At 35.2% G+C, this 16,106-nt stretch carries 17 protein-coding genes and 1 pseudogene; 13 read left to right on the forward strand and 5 right to left on the reverse strand.

Annotation, left to right across the window (positions count from 1 at the left end; translation table 11 throughout):
* Nucleotides 1-4: 4 nt before the first annotated feature.
* Nucleotides 5-1,531, reverse strand: a complete 1,527-nt coding sequence (locus tag MHB42_RS10040; RefSeq protein ID WP_340805883.1) for a spore germination protein — start codon at nt 1,529-1,531, stop codon at nt 5-7.
* 580 nt (nt 1,532-2,111) lie between these two features.
* On the opposite strand from MHB42_RS10040, the gene MHB42_RS10045 reads away from it, so the two are divergent.
* Nucleotides 2,112-3,545 (forward strand): DHA2 family efflux MFS transporter permease subunit, encoded by a 1,434-nt coding sequence (locus MHB42_RS10045; protein WP_402893661.1) that lies wholly within the window; start codon nt 2,112-2,114, stop codon nt 3,543-3,545.
* Between the two features lie 47 nt (nt 3,546-3,592).
* Here the strand turns inward: MHB42_RS10045 and MHB42_RS10050 are convergent.
* Nucleotides 3,593-4,506, reverse strand: a pseudogene (locus tag MHB42_RS10050) (C40 family peptidase).
* 317 nt (nt 4,507-4,823) lie between these two features.
* Nucleotides 4,824-5,417, reverse strand: coding sequence for a YczE/YyaS/YitT family protein (locus MHB42_RS10055; protein WP_340805887.1), 594 nt, complete (start codon nt 5,415-5,417; stop codon nt 4,824-4,826).
* A gap of 110 nt (nt 5,418-5,527) precedes the next feature.
* On the opposite strand from MHB42_RS10055, the gene MHB42_RS10060 reads away from it, so the two are divergent.
* From MHB42_RS10060 to MHB42_RS10110, 11 genes are all read left to right on the forward strand, one after another.
* Nucleotides 5,528-5,980 carry a MarR family winged helix-turn-helix transcriptional regulator gene (locus tag MHB42_RS10060; RefSeq protein ID WP_340805889.1) on the forward strand — a complete coding sequence of 151 codons (453 nt, stop codon included), beginning with the start codon at nt 5,528-5,530 and terminating at the stop codon, nt 5,978-5,980.
* Between the two features lie 20 nt (nt 5,981-6,000).
* Complete coding sequence (locus MHB42_RS10065; protein ID WP_340805891.1) at nt 6,001-6,519, forward strand: GNAT family N-acetyltransferase; 519 nt, start codon at nt 6,001-6,003, stop codon at nt 6,517-6,519.
* A 341-nt stretch (nt 6,520-6,860) separates the two neighbouring features.
* Nucleotides 6,861-7,253 (forward strand): hypothetical protein, encoded by a 393-nt coding sequence (locus MHB42_RS10070; protein ID WP_340805893.1) that lies wholly within the window; start codon nt 6,861-6,863, stop codon nt 7,251-7,253.
* Between the two features lie 183 nt (nt 7,254-7,436).
* Nucleotides 7,437-8,192, forward strand: coding sequence for an NADH dehydrogenase FAD-containing subunit (locus tag MHB42_RS10075; protein ID WP_340805895.1), 756 nt, complete (start codon nt 7,437-7,439; stop codon nt 8,190-8,192).
* A 76-nt stretch (nt 8,193-8,268) separates the two neighbouring features.
* Nucleotides 8,269-8,913 carry a hypothetical protein gene (locus MHB42_RS10080; RefSeq protein WP_340805896.1) on the forward strand — a complete coding sequence of 215 codons (645 nt, stop codon included), beginning with the start codon at nt 8,269-8,271 and terminating at the stop codon, nt 8,911-8,913.
* On the forward strand, nt 8,910-9,608 hold the full coding sequence (locus MHB42_RS10085; RefSeq protein WP_340805898.1) for a hypothetical protein: 699 nt from the start codon (nt 8,910-8,912) through the stop codon (nt 9,606-9,608). The genes MHB42_RS10080 and MHB42_RS10085 overlap by 4 nt, the downstream gene beginning before the upstream one ends.
* 12 nt (nt 9,609-9,620) lie before the next feature.
* On the forward strand, nt 9,621-10,259 hold the full coding sequence (locus MHB42_RS10090) for an ABC transporter ATP-binding protein (RefSeq protein ID WP_340805900.1): 639 nt from the start codon (nt 9,621-9,623) through the stop codon (nt 10,257-10,259).
* A 59-nt stretch (nt 10,260-10,318) separates the two neighbouring features.
* Nucleotides 10,319-10,627 carry an ATP-binding cassette domain-containing protein gene (locus tag MHB42_RS10095; protein WP_340805902.1) on the forward strand — a complete coding sequence of 103 codons (309 nt, stop codon included), beginning with the start codon at nt 10,319-10,321 and terminating at the stop codon, nt 10,625-10,627.
* 5 nt (nt 10,628-10,632) lie between these two features.
* Complete coding sequence (locus tag MHB42_RS10100; RefSeq protein WP_205443625.1) at nt 10,633-11,433, forward strand: metal ABC transporter permease; 801 nt, start codon at nt 10,633-10,635, stop codon at nt 11,431-11,433.
* A gap of 27 nt (nt 11,434-11,460) precedes the next feature.
* The gene (locus MHB42_RS10105; RefSeq protein ID WP_340805906.1) at nt 11,461-11,868 is read left to right on the forward strand and encodes a hypothetical protein; all 408 of its coding nucleotides are present in this window, start codon (nt 11,461-11,463) and stop codon (nt 11,866-11,868) included.
* Nucleotides 11,861-12,346 carry a hypothetical protein gene (locus MHB42_RS10110; RefSeq protein WP_340805908.1) on the forward strand — a complete coding sequence of 162 codons (486 nt, stop codon included), beginning with the start codon at nt 11,861-11,863 and terminating at the stop codon, nt 12,344-12,346. The genes MHB42_RS10105 and MHB42_RS10110 overlap by 8 nt, the downstream gene beginning before the upstream one ends.
* A gap of 369 nt (nt 12,347-12,715) precedes the next feature.
* Here the strand turns inward: MHB42_RS10110 and MHB42_RS10115 are convergent, their stop codons facing one another.
* Together MHB42_RS10115 and MHB42_RS10120 are read right to left on the reverse strand one after the other, a co-directional pair.
* Nucleotides 12,716-13,756 (reverse strand): cytochrome ubiquinol oxidase subunit I, encoded by a 1,041-nt coding sequence (locus tag MHB42_RS10115; protein WP_340805910.1) that lies wholly within the window; start codon nt 13,754-13,756, stop codon nt 12,716-12,718.
* On the reverse strand, nt 13,753-15,081 hold the full coding sequence (locus MHB42_RS10120) for a c-type cytochrome (RefSeq protein ID WP_312129289.1): 1,329 nt from the start codon (nt 15,079-15,081) through the stop codon (nt 13,753-13,755). The genes MHB42_RS10115 and MHB42_RS10120 overlap by 4 nt, the downstream gene beginning before the upstream one ends.
* 321 nt (nt 15,082-15,402) lie before the next feature.
* Between MHB42_RS10120 and MHB42_RS10125 the strand changes: the two genes are divergently transcribed.
* Nucleotides 15,403-15,996 carry a class I SAM-dependent methyltransferase gene (locus MHB42_RS10125; RefSeq protein WP_274768988.1) on the forward strand — a complete coding sequence of 198 codons (594 nt, stop codon included), beginning with the start codon at nt 15,403-15,405 and terminating at the stop codon, nt 15,994-15,996.
* The last annotated feature ends 110 nt before the right edge of the window (nt 15,997-16,106 follow it).

The raw sequence follows: 16,106 nt of genomic DNA on the forward strand, positions 1-16,106 counted from the left end.
CAGTTCAACTTTTTTTCGGCTTGATCGGTTCAGGGTCGAACTTGTAGTCATCTTTCGGTCTTGTTAAAGCAGGTCTTTTGGCTGTTAATGGAATCGGCATACGGATAATACTATCTCGCATTTCCTTTAATCTCGGAGGATAGAAGGGAGACATATATGGTGCGCCCAAGCTTGACTGGCGTAAAAGATGAACGAGTATAAAACAGACAGCAAGCATAATCCCATAAAAGCCCCAAAATCCTGCAAGTATAATAATAGGAAAACGAATAAGTCGAATCACGTTCCCCATCATATAGCTTGGGGAGGTAAAGGATGCCAAGGCACTTAAAGCAATAATAATTAATAAAATATTACTTGTAATACCTGCCTGTACCGCTGCTGTACCGATAACGATACCGCCAACAATACCGATTGTTTGCCCAATTTTAGTGGGCAGCCTTGCACCTGCTTCTCTCAATAATTCAATAATAATTTCCAGCAGCAATGCCTCAAATATAGGCGGAAAAGGAACTAAAGCCCTCGATTCACTTAACGGCACTAAAAAGGCTTGTGGAATCACCTCATAATGAAAGGTGAGGGCAGCCACATAAAATGGCGTTAAATAAACTGATAAAAAGAAGGCGGCAAGTCGTAATAATCGCACAAAGGTTGCAATTTGCCAACGTAAGTTTTGATCCTCCTGACTTTGAAAAAATTCAGTAAAGGATTGCGGGCAAATAATCGCCATCGAGCTACCATCAACAACAATACCGATCTTCCCATCCAACAAACCATCACAAAATCGGTCGGGTCTTTCGGTTAACAGCATTTGCGGAAAAACAGACAAGGAATTATCATCAATCATTTCGGTCAAAACCGCACTATCAATTAATGCATCTACACGGAGGTTCGCAAGACGCTGACGTACAGTATTGACCATTTGATCAGAGGCAATACCATTCATATATAAAAGGGTCACAGCCGTATTTGTGCGTCTGCCAATTTTTATTTTTTCATTACAAAGGTCAGGGCTCACTATGTAACGACGAATTAACGAAATATTTGTAGATAGACTTTCATTAAAGGCAACCTGTGTGCCGATTACTTGTGACTCATTTTCAGGTGTCGATAAAGCTCGTGACTCTCGACTAGCGATATTGGCTATGATTACTTGCGAATAATCTGCTATATGAATCAAAACAGACCCATTGACAATTCCTTCTATCGCTTTTATGAGCAGACTAGCTATCATAGTTTCAGGAATGGAAAGGGCAGCCATCAGGGTTTCGGGTGTGTCGTCTGGCTTATTTTGTACATTGGCTATAATATTATTGTTTAATGTCTGATCGTCCACTAAATTATCGATGTAAATAAGCGTGATATTAGGTGGGAAAGATTGAATAATTAAATCATCTGGATTATTCGTAATATCTTTTATCGATTGAATAAAGTCACCTTGGGAATGCGGAATTTTTTCGACATTTTCTATAGGAGCTTCCCAGTTCATTGTCGTAGATGATTGTTTTTGGTTGAAAGGCAGTTTAAATTTCATATTGAATGATAAGGCTCCTTTCATTAGTTTACTTCGTTTATAGAATTGACGGTAGAAAGACGTTCTATACTTATTTCTTATAAATCGAAATTTGGCTCTACTTTACACAATAGGAAACCCGTCAGATTGATATGCTCTGACGGGCTTTTATTTAAGATTAGCTATTTTGTGTTATGAATGATTCGTTGTTCCTGTAGAGCAAGCTCGATCGTATTGATCGACTATTCTAAGCTTCTTACTCTTATTACGTATCCAAAGCAATGACTTCTATCAAAAATTTATTTTTTATAACCATAGGGGAGAGGACAAATAAAAAAGTCGATTCCTAAAATAGTAGGGAATCGACTTTTTTCTATTGAAATCACTTATTATTTATGATAAATTTATATAGCTAGACTTTGTGTATTCATTTTTACTCACTATTATCTATTCTAATTATAGCACAAAATCTATCGCTAAGTCAACTTCTTATATTGATTTTTTTCAAGAGGTTGCAGCAAAACAATAACAACACAGAAAGTAGGACTGATGCTATTTGACAGAGAGCTTAACTTCCACCCAATCGAAAACACCCTATGGTATGATTGCAATTTTATTTATTGGAGCCTTTGTAGCAATTTTAAATGAAACATTACTGAACATTGCCCTACCAGCAATTATGGATGAATTCCATGTCAAAGCAACGGCTGTGCAATGGCTATCTACAGGCTATATGCTGATTAATGGTATTTTAATACCCGCAAGTGCATTCTTTATTCAACGCTTTACAGATAGAAAGCTGTTTATTACAGCTATGGCGCTATTTACGCTAGGGACATTTCTGGCAAGCGTTGCACCAGCATTTGGTGTATTATTAGCCGCTCGTATGATTCAGGCAGCAGGCTCAGCGATTATGATGCCACTATTAATGAACGTCATGCTCACAGCCTTTCCAGTTGAAAAACGTGGGGCAGCGATGGGGATGTTTGGTCTTGTCATGATTACCGCTCCAGCGATTGGGCCAACGCTTTCTGGCTGGTTAATTGAGCATTATAGCTGGCGTATTTTATTCGATATCGTCCTACCAATTGCCATTTTAACGTTAATTTTTGCAGTCTTTAAATTAAAAAATGTCACACCGCAACGTGCCATTAAGCTTGATGTGTTCTCGCTTATTTTATCAAGCATCGGCTTTGGCGGTCTGCTTTACGGCTTTAGCTCAGCAGGGGACAAGGGCTGGGATCATCCACTTGTCTACGGCACAATTATTATTGGGTCACTGGCATTACTTACATTTGTTCTTCGTCAGCTACGAATGGACGAGCCGATGCTGGAGTTTCGCATTTTTAAATACCCAATGTTTGCTTTATCCTCAGCCATTGCGATTGTGATTGCCGTTGCGATGTTTTCAGCGATGATTTTAATGCCAATTTATGTGCAAACAATTCGTGGCATTTCGCCGATGGATTCAGGCTTACTCATGCTTCCCGGAGCGATTGTAATGGGAATTATGTCGCCCATTACAGGGAAGCTCTTTGATAAATACGGCGCAAGAAGCTTAGCGATTATTGGCTTAACCATTACCATTATCACGACGTATTACTTTAGTAAAATTGATATGGAAACAACCTATGCGACACTTGTTTGGCTTTATACATTGCGTATGTTTGGAATGTCCATGGTAATGATGCCTGTGATGACGAATGGCTTAAATCAGCTACCAGCCTATAATAACCCACACGGCACAGCGATGAATAATACATTGCAGCAGGTATCGGGGGCTATTGGCTCCGCTGTATTAATTACGGTAATGAATAATAAAACTACGGCAAAGGCAGAGGAGCTAGCTGCAACTATTAGCCCAACAGCTTCACCACAGCAACTATTAAACGAGTCAATGCTTCACGGCATTACATTTACCTTCTTTATTTCAACATTGATTGCAGCCATTGCACTGATTCTTGCATTCTTTATCAAGAGAGTTACACCTAGTCATGATAATGCTGTGAACGAGGAAGCGAGCGATCAAAAATAACTGGAAAAACGGGTGATGCGTATTTTAAGCATCACCCGTTTTATATGCTAATGACTTAATCGTTGGATAAAGGCAGTTAATTGTTCCAATGTAACATGATCGTTTACACCAAAGGCTCCATTCCCTGTACCAACTGTAATTTTATTGGAAGCGAGAATGGCTACATACTGATTAGCCCAGTGAGAGTTTGGAACATCCGTAAATTGTTCTGCTGTGCCTTGCTGTTTTAAATGAAAGGCCTCCACTAAAACCTTGGCTAATTGACCTCGTGTGATTGGGGAGCTTGGATTGAATTTTCCGTGCTCATCACCTGTAAAAATGCCCACTTTTTTGAGTGCTTCCACAGCACCTGCATATTTAGCAGATGGCTTAACATCAGGGAAGGTTGTGTTTGTATCAGTTGTATCTAACTGTAGTACATTCGCTAGTCGAAGTGCAACCTCTCCACGTGACGCATAAATACTAAAGTCAATCTCTGCATTTTTTACTTCTCCCAAATCATTGTCAGTGAAGCTAGCAATACGCTTTGCCCCTATGTAGCGAGAAGCCCAGTAATAGGGATCGTTAATGTTATCTATTTTACTCCAGCACTTGTTGTAGCCGAAATAAACTTGCTATCACCTATGTATATACCAACATGTGAAACACCGCTTCCTGAAGTATTAAAGAATACAAGATCACCCGACTTTAAATGGCTCTTTGAGATAGAAGTGCCTTGCTGATATTGAGCTTTAGAGGTACGTGGTAACGAGATACCTAACTTTGAAAAAACAAATTGTGTATATGCTGAGCAATCAACGCCTGTTCTAATATCGTTTCCGCCATATTTATAAGGGGCTCCGATATATTCCTTGGCTGTATTGGTAATATCTGCTGCTGTTGCTGCTTTTGCATCATGCATACCAATGCCTGTGAAAAGTGTGAAAGATGCAAAAATAGGTAGTAACCATTTTTTCTTCAATTAAACCTTACTCCTTTCAAATAGCTTTCGCCTTTGACTAGAGTAAGAATAACATGAAATAGCTAAGTATTATTTTTCAATAGTATTACTGTTTATAATTGACCAGTAAAATTGAAACCTTAATTTCATCTATGTAAACTATCCGCAATAATCATGGTCAAATTTGTTAAAAAAATATAAAATTATAGGATAACTAGTGACATAAGTGTTCACTCCCAAGTTTTCTTAAATTTACACGGTGTAGTTATTTTCTTACTATTAGCTAGGCATGAGCAGGCATAGTTTCATATTGCTTGCCCATGCTTTTTTAGTTGCTATTATACAAATCGGCTTAAAGCTTTTTCTGTATAAGGCATAAAGAAATGAAGGATAAAGCCACCTAAGCAAACCGTTAATATGGTGCCAATACCGATTGGACCATGAAATAGCATCGCCAGCACTAAAAACACAATGTAAATCAATGTTCTAGCAATAAATAAATTTGTATTCATAACATCCTGAATAATTAATGTCAGTCGATCAACAGGAATGGGTGCAAAATTAACATATAAATAAATAGCTGTGCCAAGCCCAATCACAATTAAGCCAATGACAAAGCAAATGACTTGGCTATACCATACGGTTGGCGTTAATAGATCACGCCATAAAAGCAACCATCCATCGATGCCAACTCCTGCTATAAAGGCTGTTACAAGCCCTAGCAATTCAGGTCTTTGCCTTGCAAGAATAGCATTGCAGCCGATTAATAGAAAGGCAATAATAATCTCCCAGCTTCCTACCGTCAACCCCACATGGCTAGCCAGTCCGACCAGCAATGCATCAAAAGGAGCTGTACCTAGATTAGATTGAATCGTTAATGAAATACCAAGCGTTAAAATAATAATTCCTACAGTAAAAAATAAATACCGCATATGTAGTCGCTCCTCGCTTTTATGTTGCAAATACAATAAAATTAAACTATATTGACTATATAGCCTTTTTGTTGTATTTGCAATATAAAAAATTGCGAAGGAGGTGCAGCATGACAGAAATTCTTCGGGAAATTGGTATGATTGCTAGGGCATTGGATTCCATCAGCAATATCGAATTTAAAGAATATGATTTAACAAAGGGTCAATATTTATATCTTGTGCGAATATGCGAACATCCCGGAATTATTCAGGAAAAGCTAGCTGAGATGATCAAGGTTGACAGAACAACCGCCGCACGCGCTATTCAAAAATTAGAGGTCAGCGGCTTTATTGAAAAAAGGAAGGACGAGCAAAACAAAAAAATAAAGCGACTCTTTCCAACCGACAAAGGTGAGGCAATCTATCCGATTATTAAACGAGAAAATGATTATTCCAATAGCGTTGCATTAACAGGCTTTTCTGAGGAGGAGGCAGCGCTTGTTTTCCAGCTTCTTGAAAGAGTGCGGAAAAATATTGAGGTTGATTGGGAGCTTGTCAAAAAAGGACATAAAAGAAACTATTAATGATAAAAGAGGTGGCGTCAATGACAATTACATTAGCAAAATGTCAACAAAGCGATGTAAAACAGCTACAAGCAATTAGTATTGAAACATTCAATGATACATTTAAGGATCAAAATACCCCTGATAATATGGAAGCATATTTAGCACGAGCATTTACTGAGGAACAGCTAACAAAGGAGCTAGCAAATAAATCGTCAGCATTTTATTTTATCTTTGTGAATGAAGAGGTGGCAGGCTACTTAAAGGTAAATGTTGATGAGGCACAATCTGAAAAAATGGGGAACGAAGCACTGGAAATTGAGCGAATTTATATAAGAAGCAGCTACCAAGGGCAAGGGCTTGGTAAATACTTAATGGACAAGGCCATCGAGCTGGCTACAGCACAAAACAAAAAATGCATTTGGCTAGGCGTGTGGGAGAAAAATGAGCCAGCTATCGGCTTTTACAAAAAACGAGGCTTTGTTCAAACAGGCACACACTCCTTTTATATGGGGGATGAGGAACAGATTGATTGGATTATGACAAAAATGCTTGAATAAAACCTAAAAGCCATTATTTTGACGTATATATTCAAAATAATGGCTTTAATTTTATTAAATAAACCATTAATAAACATTTTATGTTTTTACACCCATAATTGTATTTACAAATTTTATTTATAAATACTATAATACAACAATAGAATACATAATATGTTAATTTTAAAACAAAAAAGTAATGATTATAAATCAAAATAGCCAAAAATAAACTTTTTATTAAAAATACATTGTATTAAAAAGGGGGAAGGTGATATATTAATTACAATACATAGAAAAGTAGGCATTAAATTACATTTTTTATTATGATTCGAAGTAAGAAAAATAAAAGGAGTTGTCTTTGAATGAAGAAAAAATTAGTGTCAACAATATGTGCGGCAGGATTACTGATTAGTGCAGGTGCGGCAAGTGCAGGTACTAGTGCTATTTCATACGCCAAAGAACTGCCAGTATTATCTAACAATATCTATTTAGCAACAGGAAAAAAAGATACTAATAGTCAAGCAAAAGTTGAAAATTCTGTAGTCGGCGCTGACTACAAAGCAAATATGTGGATTGTGGATGCTAATGGAAAAAAGGTATCACCGACAGCTACAAAAGTAACTGACAATGATACACGTTCCTTTACAGTTGATCAAAGTGCTGTTGGTGGTAACGTAACCCTTGTTGCAGAGAATGATACTGCAACATATGTCAAGGTAGATATTTCAGGAAAATTTTACCCAGATGTAAAATAAAATGAAGGGGGTTGTCTTTAAGTAGACAACCCTATGCTTAATTTAAGGTGGGGGATAACAATGCTCATTGAATATAAAAAATTATTAAAAAATAAAAATTTTTACCTTAGCCTTTTTTTATTAATACTTATTGTTGTAATCGCAGTCTTTATAGGAGTGAATACGCATAAAGAGGAATATCAATTGGTAGAGAGGATTTATGAAAAAAATGCAACAGTGTTAAGTCTAGTTTCTCCTCATAAACAATGGATTGGCTTCTCCAGTGCTTCAAATTTTGCTTCAAGCCTGTACTATTTCTTCTTTCCAGCAATTATATCGATTGCACTTGTAGATTCTATTTATCGTGAAAAAAGAAGTGGTAATCAAAACTATCTATTTATGCGGATGAATAGAAAGAAATATTATACGATCAAGTTTGCAACAACCTACATAACAGCTTTTTTATTATTTGTACTGCCATTATTACTAGGTGTGATACTAGTTAATCTCTTTACAAATCACTGGGATTATACAGCGTATGCCACTAGCTATAAACAGTTAGTGGAAGGAACAATTATACTACCAGATGATGCTTTTAAAGGAGATATACTAGACCTTTTTTCTGATTTTTTAATTACATCTCCCTATGTATATATGATTTTTTATTATGTACTGGGTGGGCTATTTGCCAGTGGCTATATTTGCATGGGACTAGCATTCTCTATGTTTATTAAAAATCATTATTTAGTAATATTTATGCCACAAATTATTTATATTGCTTGTTGGGGGCTACTGACTGCCTTAGGGAAGCCAAGCTGGGATCCATTTAATTTAATAAGCCCTAGACAAAGTTTAGAACAATTATCGGTTACGGCAATCATCGTCACATTTCTTTTACAGCACTTGCTAGCATTTGCGATTTACTTCATCGGTATAAGGAGAAATCGTGATGTTTTATAAATATATCATGTATAGTATGCAAGATATACTACTGAAAAAGAAGGTATTCTTCATGGTTATATTTTTTATAATAATCATGATGACATTGGCTATTATACCTAATCCTACAATGGTATTAACGAAATGGCATTCCGTGAAAGATTTTATGCTATTGTTTCGCTATGAGTATTTTCATTTGCCTATATTACTTGTCTTATTAGGCTCTTTTTCAGAGATAAATGACTGGATACTGCTAAGAAGATATACACAACGCCAACAAATTGCTTGGCAAAAAGTCTGTTTAGTGTTCATAGTTACTGCTATTTTAACTGTAATTATAACGCTGGGTAGTATTATTTGCACGGCTTTAGTAAAGTGGCTAATTTTCCCCTCTACAATCAATTACAGCTCTTTGTTTTTATATACACCTGAGCGTATAAGGGAAGACTCATCGCTTTATTTTATTTATATGTATTTCTGTGTGACTGCTATTTGTGGTCTAGTGTTTATTGTCCTGCAACAGCTAGTCAAAAATAACTTTTTAAGTATGATTATTGTGCTAAGTGTTGTTATTTTAGATCAGATGACAATAAGCATAATACCGATTTTCTTCTATAGCAGTGAATTTACATCACCTATTAGCTCATTTCTAATATTACTAGCAATTGCTGTATTATTCATTAATACAATTCATTATTTAGTCAATAAACTAGACTTTTATGTGCGAGATGATAAAGAATGAAGACATTTGGATTAGAGTGGAAATTAATACGAGAGGATGCACTTAAAATCAGCTTGATTTGTACTATCTTTCCTATTCTTAGTGCATTATTATTTCTTGATAAAGCAATATTATTTGATAGTATGACGTTACGACAAGCCTTTACAATGCTATTTGGTCAAATTAATCAATTTAATGTCATTTATTGGACATTGTTATGGTTTGGCTATGTTATTTTGCTACAAATTTTATGGAAGCCTCGCTCTAAATATTTTTTATACAATATGCTATTACGTTATCCAACAAAGAGTTGGTTTTGGCTAAATCAACTATTATTAATATTTATTTTTACAGTAGGCTATGTCACACTTTATTTTGTCACAAGCTTTTGCCTCTTTTTATTTTTTAAAGTGCATATACAGTTCAGCTTCTTAATTGTGCTACAAATTGTTGTGATATCCATAAATATTTACTGTCATGCGCTCTTATGGAAATTAATTGAGCTACTGTTTTCAGCAAAAATTGCTACGGTGTTACTTGTTATTATATTTTACGCTGGTGTAAAAGTACCCACTCCCTATATCCCTTTCTATTTTGGAATGACGGAACACTTCAACCCCAGCATATTATTCACTGTTTTATTAACTGAAGTATTGCTTATTTGTATGATGAGTATATGCATTATACGCATCGGATTAAAAAAAGATTATTATTAAGGAGGTTACGATATGTCTATTGAAGTATCAAATGTTTCAAAGGTCATTAAAGGGCGAACAGTGTTACAAAATATTAATTTTCACTTATCACAAGGAAAAGTATATGGCTTTGTTGGGCACAATGGCTCAGGAAAGTCGATGTTATTTAGGATTATTTGTGGCTTAGTGAAGCCTAGTACAGGAACAGTAAAATTATTCGAAGATGTCTTACATAAGGATATTTCGTTTCCTAAAAGTGCAAGTATCATTCTCGAAAAACCGGGGTTTTTAGAGCACTATTCAGGATTTTTGAATTTAAAATTTTTAGCGGCTATTAGAAATCAGATTAATGACCAGGATATAAAAGCAGCGATCGAACAAGTTGGATTGGACCCAACAGACCAACGTCCAGTCAAAACATATTCTCTTGGTATGAAACAAAAACTAGCGATTGCGCAAAGTATTATGGAAAAACCCGATATTATTTTACTAGATGAGCCAATGAATGGGTTGGACGAAGATGCTGTGCAAGCGGTATATGAAATCATTAAGGCTGAAAAACAACGAGGTGCGACAATATTATTAACTTCGCATAATAAAGTTGATATTGAATCCTTATGTGATCAAGTATATATGCTGCGTGATGGTGTATTGACGGAGAAGGTTATATAGTTTGGACAGAGGCTGGGACAAAACCCATCTCTAAACTAAAAAGCCGGTGAAAGGCTAATTTGCTACTTGAAAGAGTTGGCTTATTTGAACTGAAAGACAAGGATTGTCGGTTGCTTTCAGGGGGACAACGTCAGAGACTTAACATAGCACGTGCTTTAGTACGAGAACCTAAAATTTTATTACTTGATGAGCCTACTACTTATTTAGACAAAGAGTCTCGTATTATGTTAGAGCAATGTGTTAATGAATTAAGAACCCTATACAATATGTCAGTGATTCTAATAACACATGAACAAGATGCAATAGAGCAATTTGGTGCTCGAGTAGTTCGTCTTCAAAATGGATGCATGTATGAAGAGTTGAGGTAAAAAAGATGAATGTATGGCAGTATTTTGAACTTCCGGTTTTTCAAAAGGCATTATATGCATGTATATTGTCTGGAACTTTTATTTCATTACTGGGTATTGTAATAGTGATGTTGAATTTGACTACAATTCGATTTGCTCTTATGCATATGGCTTTACTCGGGGGAGCTATCGGTTTAATGTTTGGTACTACCCCTATTACAGGGGCTATGGGTGGTATTGTGTTGGGATCTCTATTACTAGGGCCTTTTTCTCGAAAATTAAAGATGGACACAGGGTTAATTGGCGCTTTTTTTATGACCGGTGCTATAGCTATAGCATTCCTAATATTTTATAGTGCTGGTATACCAGCTATGGATGTATTTGGGTTGTTTTCGGGTAGCGTACTTACCATGACCAAGTGGGATTTAATATTACTAACAGTATTATCATTAATGGTCGTAGGGTGCTATTTTTTCTTTTATCGAGAACTTCAGCTACTGTTTTACGATGAAGTTCAGGCAGAATGGCTAGGTATGCCAACAGAGTTAATAAAAAATATATTGCTCTTTATGACTGGATTGGCTATTGGCATAGTGATGAAAATTGTTGGAGCACTGATGATTGACGCCATAATATTGTTGCCTGCTCTATCAGCGCTAAGAATTTCAAGAGATTTCAAACAATTGTTACTTTTGACTTCTATTTTTGGCATGCTTACAACCTGTGGAGGTCTATTTCTTTCAATAATGTTAGATTTTCCTATAGGGGCAACAATTGCGATTGTGGGTGTAAGTTTACTACTAATCACATTGCTGTTCCGACGTTAAATAATAAGAATTAAAAGGGGTTATGAGATGAAGTGGAATAAAACTATAATGTATTTTTCTCTGTTTACTGTTATTTCATTGTCAGGATGTGGAAATGCAAAGGAAAGTGAAAATACATTGAATGACCATAGTACAGGTCATTCTGAAGAGAATCATGGCACACAATCTAATGAACATAGTCACAATGGTCATGAAACAAGTGATCAGCAAAGCAATAAACCCGTAAGCCTTTCAGAAGTAAAAGGTGTAGTGGCTTCTACGAGTTTAACCGCAATGATAGCAAAAGCAGCTGGTGCCAAGAATGTGACTTACATAGCACCGTTAGAATTACGTCATCCTCCAGAATATGACTATCGCCCAAGTGATTTGTCAAAAATCACTGACAGTTATATTATTTATCTTGGTTATGAACCATTTATGAAAAAAATTGATTGAATCTTCAAATATTTCTTCGGATTTAACAGCGGTTATTGAAGTAGATAATACACCTGACGGTTACCTTAATGAAGCCAGAAAATTAGCGAACATTTGGGGTACACAAGCTGAGGAGGCCAAGTGGGAAGAAGAGTTTAATAAGGTGGTAGAAGAACTAGAACAATTGGCCAAAAAACAAGATGTATCCAAAGTCAAAGTGATTTCTCAAGTTTACATGACTCCATTAGTTAAATGGTTTGGTTTTGATGTTGTTGGGGAGTATGGTCCAGAGGAATTAACGGCTGCTCAACTAAAGGATCTTATAGCTCTAAAACCAGATCTTATTGTTGATAACGCACATATGCCACAAGGGAAAGGCCTTGCAACTGCTTCAGATAAAACAAAACTGGTTGAATTAAGAAGTTATCCAGACGGAACTTTAAATTCAGTTCAGGATATTTTAATCTATAATGCTAAGCAATTAGAAATTGTAAAATAAAGTGAAATGTAAGTACGTAAGTAACCTTAATACTTGAGTATGGTATTACTAGTCACATCTAAACAGGTGTGGCTTTTTAGTTTTTAATATAACAGTAGAGCAACAATTGAAGTAAACCTATAATAGGGGGAAAATATGATAAAAAGATAAATTGATCAGAGTTATTTATATAGTGAATCTATTTTGAGTGCATTACAATTTACATTAGATTTTATCTATGAGCAGAAGTTTTATCTCGTAGTTTAAGATAAACCTTTTCAATCAAATGAATTGATATATTGTTTTAATAACATAGCAATCCCGTTTAACCTAATAGAAAAACGGGATTGGGGATTACGTTATATAGAAAAATGATTGGTACAATTAATTTTATTCTGAGGTAGATTCAATTCTTTCTTCTGTTCGTGGATGTTCGTCAAGATATGGGGATAAATAGGCTTCTCTTAATTCATGTCGCATCCACCCCATTATACCTATTACACAAATGAACACAATTATAGAGGCTAGAAAAGAACTAGCAGAATCTTTGTAGCCTGCTACATATAGTAGCATACAAAGAATAACAGTCAATACAATAGAAATAATAAGTAAAGAAGTTAACAATAAATCCTCGCCTAAATAAAGCATACGAATATTCGTATCAAATGAAAATAATAATATGAAACCAGCTACCAACTGAACAATTGTAATCCAAAAGCCTACTTTTGCACCAAGAAGTTTTAATGATTGCTCATGTTCCTCTAATCTCTTCTGCTTCCGCTTCTGATAAGCAAAATAGACAAACATATAAAATCCACCTGTTGCTAAACTTGCTAGCATGAAATGAAGGTAACGTTGCCAGATTTGAGGATAATAAAATAAGCTTTCAAAAAAACCATTTGCTTCTCCCCAACGATCAGGATATAACATAGAAGTTACATTGACAATAAAAATAAGGGGTACAAAGAATAAAATCAACATTGCCAATAAACCAATACTAATATGAAGTAATTTTTTGGTTTGATATTTATCCCAAGTGAACTTGTAAATGTATAACAGAAGAAATGCAGTAATCAATAGGATTAATAAACTCATCCAAGCCTTTCCTATTAAAATAGTTGAAGAATAAAAATATTGTGTATACAAGACACTCACAATTAGTAATGGGCCAACTCCTAGAACGACTGCAATACTCTTATGTATTGAAGCATGAAATGAACAAATTTGCGCCATTTTATCAAATAAACTATTTTTTTTGATCATACTCGTAATTTCTAATCCAACTGCTCCTGCAGTCAATGAGATTGTAAAATTCACGAAAATGATATGAAAAATAAATGTCGCAACGATAAGAATTTCTAGTAACCCAATAGGTGCAGGTATTGGTAAAGGGTTATCTGAAGAAATTAAAGCAAAACTTAAATACTTCATTTTGTAGACACCTCTTTTTCTTCTTCAAGTACTGTTAAAATATAAGTAGCTAAAGCTTCTATTTCTTTTTCAGTTCCCATAAATGGAGGCATTGCTACTTGTGCATAATGCATATTCGGAACAAAGGACATAATGGCTTCCTTATCCCAACCTTCCATTCTACTAGACAAGGCTCTTGTATCTCTCCATCCATCTATTGTATGACAGGTAATACATTGACCAACGAATACATCTCTACCCGCTTCCACCATATTGTTGTCATTTACTTCTTTTTCTTTTGCCCATGTAGCATTAGCCAGAAAACCTTCTTTTTTTAGTTTTTCTTCATTTTTTGCTAACATCCCATTCGCATACATATAGTTATAGATAATATAGGGTTTTCTTACAGTTTCCCTTACTACTTCAAATTCCCCAATAAAACCGATGGATGAGAACATCACTGCTATTGATAGAATCCACGGGACTGTTTTTGGACTTTTTACAAGCCATACTAAGAAAATAATAAGTATACTAAATCCTAAGATATTTAAACTTTTGAAGATGACCTCGGACATCCCTGTAGACCAGACAATCATATTATAAGCTTCAGTTGGAATGGCCCATAAATACCATAACCCTGTGATAAAAGTCATAGGTAAAGAGATAGCACCCCAGAATGCAAATACACGAAAAACTTCTGTACGTAAAGCCTTATCTTTAATACGCCAACGGATAAAAAATGATACTAAAGATATTGCCAACATGATTGCTAAAAACATGCGGAATCCAAGTGAAGGGAAGTAGGTTGGATTGAGAAATGCATTCCAAAATGAAAAAGTTTCAATCCAACGCCCTGGTGTTAATTTTGCAGCTAAGACACCCGTAATGATCACCATTGTTACCCATGAAGCAACACTTAGTGCTACGCCCAGCATGATATGTTTACGTTTACGTTCGCCTTCTTTCCATTTATCCCAAGTATAATAGTAAATAATAAGTATAATTACTTCTGAGATAAACGCTCCCCATTCAACCACCCATGCCCAGAAAAAAATACGTAATAGAGAAGAAATTGAATCTGGTTGTATGACTGTGGTTGAAAACCAAATGCCTACTCCGGTCATCGCTCCTATAGTTGTAGTAATGATTAAAACCCACTTCAACATTGTTTTTGCTACTTGATCTAATTTCTCATTCTTCTTTTTCATCGCTCGATATTCAGTCGATACAACTAAAACAGAAGTACCTATCGCGACGCCATGGCTAATTATCACATGAATAATTGCAATAAGAGCAATCACAGTGCCATTACCAAACCATGTATAATCCACGGATGGAAAATTCATATTACCCTCTTCCTTTCATTTTTTAATCAAATGCAATGCAATCATACAAAATAGTTTTGAAAATCGAATGAGTAATATGTGAAATTGAAAGGAACTATATTTCATTGTTTTGTCAAAATAGTTTAAGTAACAAGAATTTCTTTATACTGGGTTCTCTTTATTAGCCCTTTTTTTATAGCAGTCCCATAGGTTATACTAATGAAATTCTATTTTTTGTTGCTTAAAGTTCATTTGAATTTCTCAATTGTTTTTTATAATGGTCATGTTAATAGGAACAATATAGTTAAAAAATGAAGCTTTTTTACAAATAGGAGGAAGGATATGAGTATATGGAGTAAGCAAGCTAGTCCACCATTATATATATATGGAACTGAGGCTAATCGATTTATTACCTCAGCAGTTCAATATTTTCCTAAACAAGCCAAAATTGCTGCCTATGAAGAGAAAGAGGGAGCGAACGCGGTTTTTTTAGCGAAGCTTGGACACCAGATAACAGTTTATGATTCAACTTCATCTGGTCTAGCAAAGGTGCAGTTATTAGCAAGAATGAATGGTGTATCAATCATTACAATAAGAGCAGATTTAATAGAGTATGAGCTACCTCAAGAAACTTATGATGGCGCAATTATGGTATTTGGTCATTTTCAGCACAAATTCCAATTAGTGATATTGGAAAAAATAATGAACTCTATTAAATTAAATGGTGTTTTTATGTTTGAGGTCTATGAATATGCGCAGCTTTTATACAATACAGGAGGACCAAACGAAATGGCTTATTTATATAATGCTGAAGATATATTAAGGTGGGCTAGGCGTTATAAGCTAAAACATTACTTCACAGGGGAAGTAGAACAATATGAAGTTTCTTTCCAAACAAATACTCGCCGTGTCATACAAGTTATTGTAGAAAAATAAGACATTTATTTTACAATTCAAAATACATTTTTTTAAGATCTCAAAGAAATAATAAGGTGGTGGTAGGAGCGAATCTTCACGTAATCCATTTTAACTATTCAAAAAGAATA

It is taken from the genome of Lysinibacillus sp. FSL K6-0232 (assembly GCF_038008325.1).
GTDB lineage: Bacteria > Bacillota > Bacilli > Bacillales_A > Planococcaceae > Lysinibacillus.